The 12,666-nt window shown below is 72.5% G+C and carries 9 protein-coding genes; 6 read left to right on the forward strand and 3 right to left on the reverse strand.

The window, feature by feature from the left end; translation table 11 throughout:
- Entirely contained in the window at positions 1–1,926 is a 1,926-nt protein-coding gene (locus LXT23_RS11030) for a vWA domain-containing protein (protein WP_253980076.1), read from the reverse strand.
- Between the two features lie 251 nt (positions 1,927–2,177).
- Here LXT23_RS11030 and LXT23_RS11035 point away from each other — a divergent pair, with 251 nt between their 5' ends.
- Together LXT23_RS11035 and udk are read left to right on the forward strand one after the other, a co-directional pair.
- Positions 2,178–3,827, forward strand: a complete 1,650-nt coding sequence (locus LXT23_RS11035; protein WP_253980077.1) for a DUF692 domain-containing protein — start codon at positions 2,178–2,180, stop codon at positions 3,825–3,827.
- A gap of 61 nt (positions 3,828–3,888) precedes the next feature.
- On the forward strand, positions 3,889–4,524 hold the full coding sequence (gene udk / locus LXT23_RS11040; RefSeq protein ID WP_253980078.1) for a uridine kinase: 636 nt from the start codon (positions 3,889–3,891) through the stop codon (positions 4,522–4,524).
- Between the two features lie 5 nt (positions 4,525–4,529).
- Here udk and LXT23_RS11045 read toward each other — a convergent pair whose 3' ends face one another.
- Entirely contained in the window at positions 4,530–5,561 is a 1,032-nt protein-coding gene (locus tag LXT23_RS11045) for an alpha/beta fold hydrolase (protein WP_253980079.1), read from the reverse strand.
- A 51-nt stretch (positions 5,562–5,612) separates the two neighbouring features.
- On the opposite strand from LXT23_RS11045, the gene LXT23_RS11050 reads away from it, so the two are divergent.
- On the forward strand, positions 5,613–6,524 hold the full coding sequence (locus LXT23_RS11050) for a type II secretion system protein (protein WP_253980080.1): 912 nt from the start codon (positions 5,613–5,615) through the stop codon (positions 6,522–6,524).
- 39 nt (positions 6,525–6,563) lie between these two features.
- Here LXT23_RS11050 and LXT23_RS11055 read toward each other — a convergent pair whose 3' ends face one another.
- A complete protein-coding gene (locus LXT23_RS11055) occupies positions 6,564–8,759 on the reverse strand; it encodes an outer membrane protein assembly factor BamB family protein (protein ID WP_253980081.1) in 2,196 nt (731 codons plus the stop codon).
- 112 nt (positions 8,760–8,871) lie between these two features.
- Here LXT23_RS11055 and LXT23_RS11060 point away from each other — a divergent pair, with 112 nt between their 5' ends.
- The 3 genes from LXT23_RS11060 (at position 8,872) to LXT23_RS11070 (ending at position 12,638) form a co-directional block, all read left to right on the forward strand.
- Positions 8,872–11,022: an HTH domain-containing protein gene (locus LXT23_RS11060; RefSeq protein WP_253980082.1), complete on the forward strand. Its 2,151-nt coding sequence runs from the start codon at positions 8,872–8,874 to the stop codon at positions 11,020–11,022.
- Between the two features lie 67 nt (positions 11,023–11,089).
- Positions 11,090–12,007 (forward strand): HEAT repeat domain-containing protein, encoded by a 918-nt coding sequence (locus LXT23_RS11065; RefSeq protein WP_253980083.1) that lies wholly within the window; start codon positions 11,090–11,092, stop codon positions 12,005–12,007.
- Complete coding sequence (locus LXT23_RS11070) at positions 11,985–12,638, forward strand: hypothetical protein (RefSeq protein ID WP_253980084.1); 654 nt, start codon at positions 11,985–11,987, stop codon at positions 12,636–12,638. The genes LXT23_RS11065 and LXT23_RS11070 overlap by 23 nt, the downstream gene beginning before the upstream one ends.
- The last annotated feature ends 28 nt before the right edge of the window (positions 12,639–12,666 follow it).

A 12,666-nucleotide genomic window follows, 5' to 3' on the forward strand; every position in this document is an offset into this window, starting at 1 on the left:
CTACCTCGCCGCGACGCTCCGAAGCAGGGGGCGGGCCTTCTCCAGCAGCGTCAGGAACTCCTCACGCTCGGCATTTCCCTCGGGCGTGGCGGCCCTGGCGATGTCGCGCACCGAGTCGGAGCTCCAGCGCGCTGCGTGGGGGCTGCGACGCAGCAGCTCCGCCGCGCCCATCACCGCCGTCGCGAAGCGCAGGTCGGCGCCTGCCTCCTGGAACGTGCTCGCGAGCGCGCTCGCGGGGAAGCGGTACGCGCGCTCGGTGGCGGACTCGCCGCGCGGCTTCTTGGCGCGCACGCGCACGGTGGCCAGTCCTTCGCCCGCGCCGGGCTTCAGCTCCAGCTCGTACAGGGCGGTGACGGTGTGGCCGGAGCCAATCTCTCCCGCGTCCACCCGGTCGTTCCGGAAGTCGTGGTCCGCGATGTCGCGGTTCTCGTAGCCGACGAGCCGGTAGCGGGCGACCTGCTTCGGGTCGAAGTCCACCTGCAGCTTCACGTCCTGCGCGATGACCTCCAGCGTCCCGCCGAGCTGCTTCACGAAGATGCGCCGCGCGGCATGCAGCGAGTCCACGTAGAAGTGGTTGCCGTTCCCCTGGTCCGCGAGCTGCTCCATCATCGTGTCCTGGTAGTTGCCCATCCCGAAGCCCACGGTGGTGACGGTGATGCCCTCCTTCACGTGGCCGCGGATGGTCTTCAGGATGTCCGAGTGGCTCGTCGCGCCCACGTTGGCGTCGCCGTCCGAGAGGATGATGACCCGCGACAGGGAGCTGCCATCCAGCGCCGTCATCGCCTCCTGGTAGGCCAGCTCGATGCCAGAGGCCATCGCGGTGGAGCCCCCGGCGGACAGGTCCTCGATGGCGGCGTGGATCTGCGCCTTGTGCTCCATGCCCGTGTGGGGCAGCACCCGGCGCACGTTGCCCGCGTACGTGACGAGCGCCACCGTGTCGCCGTCACGCAGCTGGTCCACCAGCATCCGCAGTGCGCGCTTCGCCAGGGGCAGCCGGTCCGGTGACTGCATGGAGCCTGAGACGTCCACGAGGAACGTGAGGTGCGCGGGCTTGCGCTCGGAGATGCTCAGATGGCGGCCCTGCACGCCCACGCGCAGCAGGTGGCGGCCCGGCGTGTACGGAGACGGCGCGGCGTCCAGGTGGACCGCCAGCGGGCCGTTGCTGGCGGAGGGCTCCGGGTACGTGTAGCGGAAGTAGTTGAGGAACTCCTCCACGCGCACGGCTTCACGCGGGGGCAGGACGCCGTCGACCAGCTTGCGCCGCGCCAGCGTGTACGACGCGGTGTCCACGTCCACCGCGAAGGTGGACAGCCGGTCCTCCGAGGCGGAGACGAAGGGATTCACGCCATGGTCCTGGTAGCCCTCGGTGTTGGCCTCGGGCTCTTTCGGAGCGACGTTGCCGCCGAGCGCCGCGGTACCGGAGCCGGAGAGGGTCGTGACGATGCGCTTGCCCGAGACGGCGCCCTTGCCGCCCAGGCTGACGGAGGCGCCGTAGCTCACGGTGCCGCCCCCGCGGCCCTTCGTGCCAAGGCCTCCCATGCCCATGCCGTTGCCCGAGCCCGTGCCGCCTCCGCCCGACGCGGTACCGCGCAGGCCGAGCATGGAGCCGGGGCCGGGGCCGGCCCGGGAGGGGGCTCCCATCTGTCCATCGCCCGTGCCCATCGGGGCGGAGAGCTCAGGGCTCCCGGTGATTTTCATCGCCCGCGTCGCGTCGGGCGCCGCTCTGAGAACGGGCTTCGCGCTGGAGGACGGCGGGCTGGAGGAGGGCGCCACCTTCGCGGCGTCCTTCTGGCTCACCAGCTTCGCCTCGATTCGATGGGTGGAGTCAGCCTGCTCCGCCTCGTCTCGTGAGCTACAGCCCGACACCGTGCTTCCCACCGCGAGCGCGCACACGACTCCCATGACGGCCAGCTGGCTCCGCCTCATGCCCTGCCTCCCTTGTTCGGATTCGCAAGGCACTCCGACAACGGCATGCGGAAACAGGTTCCACGCGGTCAGCACATGGCCCTGTTTCGGGCGTTCCGGCACATCCCAGCGCCGCAACGTCTTGTCGGTGCCGGAGGACGCGGGCGCCTTGCCGTCAGGGGACGCCTGGGGTGGGCCATGTGGCGCCCGCAATCCCACAGGCAGGCACGGCTCCCGTGGCGGTGTCCGCGGAGCGCGTCTAGGTTCATGGGATGACGCAAGCAGACGGCGACACGTGGACGCTGCCCTGGCGAGGGCTGGGGCTGAGCAGCAACCTGAGCACGGCGGACGTGCCTCAGCCCTACCGGCTGCTGGATGAGGTGCCGGGCCTCTTCGACTACGTGGAGTACAGCGCGCCGCTCTCGCTGGACGAGGCCCGCGCGCATGCGTCGCTATTCCCGGAGATGTGGCGCCGCCGAGCGGAGGTGCCGGTCCTCTTCCACCCCGTGCACCTCAACCTCTGGGGCCCGGAGCTGGAGCCGGTGGAGGACCTGAAGGCGCTGGACGCGCATGCGCGCACGGTGGAGAGCCCGTGGGTGGGCAACGACGTGGGCTGGTGGCACGTAGGCGGCCAGCCCTTCCCGGGCTACCTCTACTTCACGCCGCCCTTCAACGAGGCGGGCCTCATCGACTGCGCCGCGCATGCGCTCCACGTGCAGCGGCACCTCTCCGTGCCCCTCGTGCTGGAGAACCCCGCCGTGCTCGCGCGGCGCGGCGAGTGGCACGTGCTGGACTTCATGGCACGGCTGCACGCGCGCACCGGACTGCCGCTGCTGCTGGACCTGGGGCACCTGCTCAGCCACCAGCTCTCCGCCGGCCTGCCGCTGGACGCGGGACTCGACGGCTTCCCGCTGGACAGGGTCATCGAGGTCCACATCGCCGGCGGCGTGGTGACGTCGCGCGGTCCGCGCCGCTTCTACGTGGACGACCACACCCAGCCGGTGCGCGAGGAGCTGTTCCAGCTGCTGGAGTCGCTGCTGCCGCGCTGCCCCTCACTGCGCGCCGTCACCTTCGAGGGGGACGGGCATCCGCCAGAGGTGGCGCTCGTCTCGCTGCGCCGCCTTCGCAAGCTCGTCCCCGCGGGTGAGCGCCCGCCACTGACGCTGCGCGCGCCCCGCGACGTCACCGTGCCGCCGCTGACGGGCGACAGCAAGCCGTGGGAGTTGTTCGACGCGGGCTATGGCGCCGCGCCGCCCACCTCCGTGGAGGACGTGGAGGGAACGCTGGCCGACCTCGACTTCCGCTTGGCCGTAGTGGCGGAGACGTTGGACCGGGACTGGCCGCTCACGCGCCTGCTGCTCGCGGGGACGCGGGACGGGCTGGCGGCCTTCACCGGCTCGCGCGAGTTCCGGGGGCTGTTCGGTGGGGGAGGGCGCTCGCTGGGGCAGGCCTTCGCCGTGTGGGCCATGCGCCGGCTGCGCGAGCAGCCCGACGAGGGCGGCTCCGCGGCGCTGGCGCTGGAGATGCTGCTGCCCACGCTCTTCATGCGGCGGGTGCCCGCGCCAGGGCCCGGGCACGTGGGCCTGGTGGAGGAGGTGAGGCCGGGCTCGCTCCCGGCGGACCTGTCCGAGCTGGTCTTCGCCGCGCGCGCCGTGCGCCGCCATCTCACCGCGCGTGCGTGGGCCTGCGGCACGCTGGAGGTGTCCGGCCTGGAGACGCTGGCCCAGGTGGCGCGCAGGCCGGGCCCCGGGCCCTGGCACTTCGTCGTCCGGCGCCGGGCCGCGGGTCACGAGGTGGTGACGGTGACGCCTGGACTGGCCGAGTGGCTTCGGAAGCTGACCTTCCTGCCCATGCCCGTGGAGCAGGTTCCTCCCGGGTTGCTCGCCGAGGCCCAGGGGCGCGGGCTGATCCGCCGGGGGTGATTCGTCTGGAATCGGACTGGAGCCTTGCGCTGGCCCGCCCGGTAGGGTAGTCCGCGCGACCATGGCGTCCCCCCTCGTCGTCGGCATTGCGGGTGGCACCGCGTCCGGCAAGACCACCGTGGCCCGCAAGGTCCGTGAGGCACTGGCCGACTGTCGCGTGGCCTTCATCGATCAGGACTCGTATTACCGGGACCTGAAGGACCTCCCGCTCGCCGACCGGCGCGAAGTGAACTTCGACCACCCGGACGCGTTCGACACGGAGCTGCTCGTCCAGCACCTGCGCGAGCTGAAGTCCGGCAAGGCCATCCAGAAGCCCGTCTACGACTTCGTCACGTCGTCGCGCCAGCCGCGCACCATGCGGGTGGACCCCGGGGACTTCATCCTCATCGAGGGCATCCTCGTCCTGCACATGAAGGAGGTGCGCGACGAGATGGACGTGAAGATCTACGTGGACGCGGACGACGACCTGCGCATCCTTCGCCGCCTCACCCGCGACATCAAGGACCGCGGCCGCGACTTCGACCACGTGGTGAGCCAGTACCTGCGCCACGTGCGCCCCATGCACATGGGCTTCGTGGAGCCGTCCAAGCACTTCGCGGACATCATCATCCCGCACGGCGGCAACAACGAGATAGCCATCGGCATGCTGGTGGGCGCCCTGCGCGCGAAGCTCTCCGGCACTCCGCCCACCGAGTAGTCCGGTCAGCAGCGCCGCAGGAAGTCGCTGAGCGGCACGTGCAGCCGCTCCGCGTCGTCCAGCAGCGCGCCGTGGTCCCCCGGTCCCGGCAGCTCCAGGAAGCGGGCGCTCACGCCCGCCGCGCTCAGCAGGTGGTACGTGTCCCGCACCCGGTTCACCGGCGCCAGCGCGTCCGTGGCCCCGGCCACCAGCAGCACCCGCGCGCGAATCTGCGAGAAGCAGTCCGCCACGTCGCTGCCCGCGTAGGCCGAGCACAGCATCGCCCAGGACACCGGGTCGAACACGTCGGCGAAGGCGTCCGCCTCCGCCTCCAGCGCCCTCCGTGCCGCCTCGGCGTCCGGCCAGCGCGCGGCCAGGTGCTCGCGCCCGTACAGCAGCTTCTGGAAGTCCAGGCGCAGCCGGCGCATCGTCTTGTGCGGCATGGCGTCAGGCCCGTAGAGGCCCTCACGGAAGTCCGGGTCCGCGCGCAGCAGCTGCCACGCCATGCCCAGCTTCTCGCGCACGCCCTCCGGCAGCGCGCGCGCCGTGCCCAGCGTCACCACGCCGCCCGCCAGCTCCGGGAAGAGCGCGGCCAGCCGCAGCGCCACCTTGCCGCCCAGTCCCACGCCCACCAGCGCGCGCACCCGGGTGAGTCCCAGCGCGCGCAGCGACGCGGACACCCCGCGCGCCATGTCCAGCACGGTGAGGGGCGGAAGGTTGAGGCCCCAGCGCTCACCCGTCGCCGGGTCCACCGAGGCAGGCGACGTGGTCCCGAAGGGACTGCCCAAGAGCCCCGGCACCACCACCGGCATGCTCTCCGGGTCCAGGGCCAGGCCCGCGCCCACCAGGGCCCTTGCCCACCCGGAAGGCTGGTAGGCGCTGTCCTCCTCCGGCCCCAACGCCCGGTGCGAGTGGGACAGGTCGTGCAGCAACACCACCGCTTTGCCGTCGGACGGTTCCCCGTAGGTCTGCCAGGCCACCTGGGGATTGCCCAGCAGCTCCCCCTCCTCCAAGGGAAGCGGCACGGAGAACAGGTGGGTGCCGGTGGCCTGGATCACGGTGGGGAATTTTCATATCACTGCCAGCTCCAACGCACAGGAGCCAGCCTCGTGAAGCGCTACTTCGGAGTCATCGTCATCATCGCGGGCGTGCTGCTGGCCGCCGTCATGAGCTACCGCACCGCCAGCACCAGGGCCCGGGAGGCGCAGCGTGAAGCGGACGCGCAGCGCATCCAGGCGGAGTACCTGGAGCGCGTCGGCTGGATGCGCACCAACCCCAACGACGCGGCCTACCGCGACGAGCTGAAGCCCTTCTTCAAGACGTACTTCCAGCAGGTGGATGACCACCTGACCCAGTTCGCCGGCAACAAGCAGTTCGACGGCTACCTCCAGGAGCTGGAGAAGCGCGCCGAGGCGAGCAAGGACGAGCGCGCCGGAGACAAGAAGGCCTTCTACGAGTACACGCGCAAGACGTTCGACAGCCTGCGCGAGGGCCGCTACAGCCCGGTGTGGACGGCCACGGACAAGGGCATGCGCCTGGACGTGGTGTCCTCCGACGTGGTGATGGTGATGGGCAAGCCGCAGGTGCGGCTGCAGCTGGCGCTCTGGGGCGCGCAGCGCTCGCTCAAGGACGAGGGCAAGGTGCGCAAGATGGTGACCAGCGCCACCTTCGACACGGTGTGGAAGCTCACCGACGCGAAGGGGAAGCTGCTGGGCGAGATGCGCGGCGCCGACCCGTCCATGAAGGTGGACCACCCGGAGCGCTTCGTGGCGCAGTTCCCCCCGCAGATGGTGCTGGGGCACTACGACCTGGACCTGATGCCCAACGAGGTGTCGAAGATGGAGATGACCATCAACGTCTCCTCGCGCTCGGCCTCGGGCGGCGACGCGACGGCCACCTACCTGTGGAAGCTGGACGTGCCCTCCGAGTGGAAGCTGGGCGCCGGCGAGTCCTGGGAGGGCGCCACCCAGGAGGAGCGTCCCGAGGAGGAGATCGACCCGAAGTCGGCGAAGAACGAGTAGCCGTCCGCCGGGGAGGGTGAGCGCGAGAGGCCCCCGCGCTCACTCCACCACGGTGAAGTGTGAAGCGAGCCGGTACGCGGACAGCGTGCCGGCGTCGTCCAGGAAGTAGAGGTTGAGGCGCACGTCCGCCTGGAGCGCGACGAGCCCCACGCCCACCCGGACCTCCGCGAGCACCTGCCCGCCGCGCGGGTCCACTGCCCGGACCCGCTCCCCCGGCACCAGCGTCACGCCCCGCGCGGTGCGGGCCGGCAGCGCGCCGATGAGCGGCTCGCCCGCGGCCCCCACGCGCCAGTCGACGGTCCCCGAGGCGGACACGCGCGCGGCGGCCCCGGAGGCGCTCGTCACCACCACCGCGCGAGGCAGCGGCGCCAGCGCATAGGGCCCCGGCCCCAGGTTCAGGGGGCGCTCCCAGACGCGGCGCCCCTTCGAGTCCAGGCACAGCAACGTGCCTTCGCGCTCGCGCTCTCCGGCGAGGAAGACGCGGTTGCCCACCGGCAGCGGCAGGGAGGGGTGGGTGAGGTCGGGCTCGTGTGTCCACACCGACTCGCCGGTGTGCGCGTCCGCGAGCAGCACCGCCCAGTGCGAGCCCCGCCCCAGCATGGCCAGGAAGCGCCGGCCCCACGGCACCGGCGCGCAGTGGAAGGGCATGGGCGCGCGCATCCGGTAGCGCACCTGGCCGTCCCCCAGGTCCAGGCCATAGAGGTAGCCCGAGTCCGTGCCCACCAGCGCGCGGTGGCCCTGGGTGGACAGCCAGCTGCGCTGCGTGCGGGGCGGCGCCAGGCGCCACACCTCGCGGCCGGTGGCCTCGGCGAAGGCCACCACGGTGCGGTCCTCGGAGAGGGTGAGCAAGAGCCCGTCCTTGCGCAGCAGCAGCGGGCCCAGGGGGATGCCGTCGTGGTCGTGCAGCCAGCGCGCGCCCGCACCCCGGCCGGTGAAGCCGTACACACGCGTCATGTCCGCCGCCACCGCGTGCCCGTCCGCCGACGCCGCCACGCCCAGGGCCGCCGCGCGCTTCCACAGGAGCGCGCCGTCCTTGCGCGAGAAGGCCGACGCGAGCTGCGGCGCGCAGTACACCGGCCCGTGCCGCCCCAGCAGCAGCCGCGCCTCCTCCGCGTCCGCCAGCCCCCGCTTCTCCCACAGCTTGTCGAAGCGCAGCCGGCGCAGCCGCCCGGGCACCTTCAGCGGCTTCGAGGTGCCCCGGCCCGCGCGGGCCTTTCGCTCGCGGGCCGCGCCCTCGGCCTCGGGGGGCTGCACCGCGCCGCGCAGGTGCGACAGGCCCTCGCGGCAGCGCTCCGCCAGCTCCACCAGGTAGGGGTTGCCCACCTGGGCCCGGTCCGCCTCCGCGAAGGCCGCGGCCAGGGCCTCGCCCAGGTGGAAGAGGGCGCCGGCCAGCGTCTTTCCCTCCAGCGGGAAGGGCGTGCCGGTGCGCCCGGGCTTCGCCTTGCCCGCCTTGAGGTCCAGCACCAGCGCCGGCCGCGCGCCCGCGGGGGCCAGCTCGAAGCGCTCCTCGCCCAGCTCCACCGCGCGGGCCAGCTCCACCGCCTGCCGCGACAGCTCCAGCACCGACAGGAAGGGCGGCCCCGGCACGCGCCAGGCCTCGGGCCGGCCCGGCAGCGACAGCCACACCTCCCCGGCGGCCAGCAGCGGCGCCAGCGTCCCGGCCGTGCCCCGCTCCCCCGCGCGGCCCGAGGCGGCGCCCGCGTCTCGCAGTTCGAAGCCGAAGCCGGGGACTTCAGGCGGCTCCACCCGCTTCAGGGAGGCCGGGCCGGGGGTCTCCTCGGGAGGTCGGCCGGGCCGGCGCAGCGCCTTGAGCGGCTCCCCCAGCGCCTGGGCGACCGAGCTGGACAGCCCCCTGGGGCCCACCCGGGTGACGTCCGCGAGGAAGCGCTCTCCGCCCTCGCGCACCGCCTCGGCCAGCTCCTCCACGTCCACGCGCACCGGGGGCCGCAGCAGCCGGGCGGGGCGGGCGAGGCTGGCCACCAGCAGCTCCACCTCCGGGCCCACCCGCCGCAGCACCAGCTCCAGGTGTGCTTCCGGCAACGAAACCTGGGCAAGCCGCCGCCGTCCGCCATAAATGGCAGCAACTGAGCGCACCAGTGAGGGCACCACTTCTGCTAGAGACTCCTCCACGGCCCCGGACAGAAGGTCCACCCCGTCCAATTCCAGTGCGATGGAATCGAGCGGGGAAGCCGCGGGTTCGCGTTTCCAACGCTGTCCGATGCGTATGCGAGTCATCTTCCGCGGGTCATCTTCCGTTCGTTGACAAGCCAGTTTAGCGATGGCTAGCATCCGCCACCCATACGGACCTACATTTTTGTAACCGTTCGGAATTCTTGGGGAATACTCGATGACATTCTACGAGGCCGCGCTCCGAGTGCTGGAGAGCGAAGGACGTCCCCTCCATTTTCTCGAAATCACTGAGAAGTCCATCCAACAGAGCCTGCTCTCCCACGTAGGGAAGACGCCCGAAGTGACGATGTTGTCGCGCCTTGCTGCCATGGCGCGCCGCACGCGGGATCGCAAGGTGATTGTCACGGCGAAGGACACCTTCGCCCTGGTGGACTGGTCGATTCCCGAGGACGTGGAGGCCCTGGCGCAGACGGGCGTGGTGGAGCCGCATCCGGAAGAGGACCTGCCGCCGCTGCGGCCGGCGGAGCGCCACCCTGAACCTCGCACGGACAACGTGCGGGTGGCGGGCCGTGGCAGCGACCGCAAGCGCCGCCGCGACGAGGACGAGGAGCGGGGAGGGCGCCGCAAGCGCTTCCCGCCCCTGCCGGAGGTGGTGTTCGAAATCCTCAGCGAGGCGGAAGTCGCCCTGCGCACCGAGCAGATCATCGAGCGCGCCCGCACGAAGGAGCTGTGCGCCGAGGAGACGACGGTGGAGGCGGTGCTCACCGCGCTGCTGGAGGACAACCAGCGCCGCATCGACGCGGGCCGCCGGCCGCAGTACGCCTTCAACAAGGACTCCGGCGAGGTGTCGCTGGAGCGCGCGGGCGCGCCGAGCGAGGCCCCGCCGCTGGAGCTGCAGGCCGCCTTCGCACAGGCGCTGGGCATCCCCCTGGAGTCCGGACGTCCGCTGCTGGGCAAGCCGGCCGCCGGAGCCGCCGCCGAGCCGCTGGCGGACGCCACGCTGCTCACCACGCTGCGCACGACGCTCAAGGACGCGCGCCGGGCCGTGGCGCGCGGGCTGCGCAAGCGCCTGGGCGAGCTGGACGTGGGCACGTTCGAGAAGTCCGTGGTGAAGATGATGCACGGGCTGGGCTTCCGCGAGCTGAAGGTGGCCAAGCGTTCCAAGGAAGGCCCCCTGCTCACCGCGCGCAAGCGCGAGGGCAGCGTGGAGCTGCGCTACGCGGTGCGCATGCTGAAGGGCGCGCCGGCCATCGACCGCAAGAGCGTGCAGGAGCTGCGGCGCGACCTGGGCCACTACTCCGCGCAGGTGGGCCTGCTGGTGAGCGCCGGGGACGTGCGCGGCGACGCGCGCACCGAGGCTCAGGCCAACGGCTCGCTGGTGATGCTCTGGTGCGGCGACGCGCTGGGCGAGAAGTTCCTCGAGGCAGAGACGGCCGTCACCGTCACCCGCGTGGAGCTGTACGAGGTCGACGAGAAGTTCTTCGAGGCCGCGAAGCTGGATGCCGAGGAGGCCCAGAAGCGCCGCGAGGAGCGCCAGCGCGAGAAGCAGGCGCGGGGCGAGGGGGAGGAGTCCGCCGAGGGCACCCCGGCCGCCGCCACCGAGCGTGAGCGCCCGCGCGAGAAGCGCCGCCGCGAGCGCGAGGCCCGGGAGGCTCGCGAGAGCGAGGAGACGACCGAGGAGGGGGCCGAGGACGCGGAGACCCCGTCCGCCGGCCCCGCCGAGGCCCGGGCGAGCGCACCCGCCGCCGCGCCTTCCGCGCCTGCCCAGCAGGCGGGCGAGGACGAGGAGGGCGAGGACGACGACGAGGGTGAGGACGACGACCTCGAGGCCGCCAGCGCCTTCGTGGCCGGCGCCCCCCGTCCCGAAGGGGCCGCTGGCGAGGGTGGTGCCGAGGCCGCCGCGGGTGACCGCAAGCGCCGCCGCCGCCGTCGTCGGGGCCGCCGCGGCCGTGGCAACCGTGAGGCGGGTGCCGCCGCGCCGGGAGCTTCTCCCAACGGGGAGGCGGGGACCGCCGCTCCGGGTGGAGAGGCTGCCGCTCCGACGGGTGAGGCCACCGCCGCGCCTGCCACGGGGGAGGGTGGAGCTTCTTCTGAAGCCGTGCCCTCCACGGCCTCCGACGCCGCTGGAGCCACCGAGGCCACCGCCGCTCCCGCCACGGAGCCTGGCGCCGAGCCCGCTATCGAGCCCGCCATCGAGCCTCCCCAGGCCACCGCGCCGGTCGATGCCCCTCCTCCCGTGGAGGAGCCCGCCACGCCTGCCCCCACCGAGCCCGTCCAGGCCGGCGAGTCGCAGGAGGTGCGAGAGGCCCGGGAGCGTCGGGAGACGCCTCCGCCCGCCCCGGGCTCGTCCGAAGGGGGCGAGGGCTGACACGGCCTTCCAGGAGGGGAGGGAATGGCCGGCGCGCTCGCGTCCCAGGTGTTAACCTGGAGGGGCGATGAAGCCGGCCCTGGTGCTCGCCTCCTGCGTCGTCCTGCTCGGTGCCTGTCGTTCGCAGGCGCCGCGCTACCCGGTAGCGCCGGTGGAGGTCTCCGGCGCCACCCTGCGGGACAACGCCCTGCTGGGCCTCGCCCCGGAAGGGGTCGCCGAGCTGTTCACGGAGGCGCTCAAGGCCTCCGGCCGCTTCGAGTCGAAGGCGGAGAAGCCGCCTCGCGAGGCCCCCCGCCCCTGGCGCCTGACGCTGGACGTGCCCTTCACCCGTGAGGTGCTGAAGGACGGCGACCCGCGCAGCTTCGCCGAGGTGGGCGCCAACCTGGAGCTGGAGCGCTTCGGCGGGGACCTTCCCCAGCACTATGAAGTCGTGGGCCTGGGCGAGGCGCCGGTGCTGGAGGACACGCCCGCCGGGCGGCAGGCCGCCATGCGCGCGGCGCTGCAGAATGTGCTGCGCCAGGTGACGGACTCCGCGGTGCTGCAGCTCGCCGCGCTGGAGCGCACCGACGAGGCGCTCGTGCAGGACCTGCGGGCCGACGACTCGCGCATCCGCGAATTCGCACTGCGCACCCTGGCCGAGCGCCAGCACCCCGCCGCCGCGCCGCTGCTCATCGAGCGACTGAAGGAAGCCACCGACGCCGACGGCGTGCGGAAGACCATGGGCGCGCTGGTGGAGATGAAGGCGCGTGTCGCCGTGCCCGTGCTCATCGACCTGGCGCGGGGCCGCGACGTCGGCTTCGTGCAGGAAATCGTCTTCGCCGTGGGCGAGATTGGCGGCCCGGAGGCGGAGGCGTACCTCTATACGGTGGCGCAGGGACACGACGCGCCCGCCGTCCAGGCCGCGGCACAGCAGGCGCTGGACACCCTCTACGCATCACGCAGGCCCCCAACCGCGGAGGCGCGTGGCCCGGACCACGCGGACTGACATCGAGATGAAGCGTTCATTCGGCGTGGGCGGGGTGGCCGTGCTGGCCGCCCTGGTGCTGGGCAGTGGCTGCTCGAAGAATGTGGAGCCGGCCCCCGTGACACGGACTCCCAACGACGTGTCCGAGTACTACCCGCTCGCGGTGGGCAACCGCTGGAAGTACCGCATCAACGGCGCCGAGGACAAAACCGTCACCGTGGAGATCCTCCGCGAGGAGAACGGCTACTTCCACGACAGCGGGAAGGGGCAGCTCGCGGTGGACGGCTACGGCCTGAGGGACGCCAAGCGCTACCTGCTGCGCGGGCCCGTCCAGGAGGGGCATGCGTGGACGAACGTGGTGTCCGTGTCGTCCACGGAGCGCTACCGCATCCTCAAGGCCGGGGTGCCCTGCGAGGCCCCCGCGGGCACCTTCCAGAACTGCGTCCAGGTGGAGGCGCGCAACCGCATCGACGCGGATGCCACGCTGGTCAACACCCAGACCTTCGCCTCCGGCGTGGGCATCGTCCGCATCGAGGTGGACGTGGAGGCCAAGGGCCAGCGCATCCCCCAGGCCCGGCTGGAGCTGACGGAATGGAAGCTCCGTTCCACCGGCGGCGCCGGGCAGGGTGGCGAGGCCCCTCCGGCCGGTTGAAAGCCCGGCCGCCCCTCCGTACCCTGGA

Origin of the sequence: Pyxidicoccus xibeiensis (genome assembly GCF_024198175.1) — a bacterium.
Taxonomy (GTDB): domain Bacteria; phylum Myxococcota; class Myxococcia; order Myxococcales; family Myxococcaceae; genus Myxococcus; species Myxococcus xibeiensis.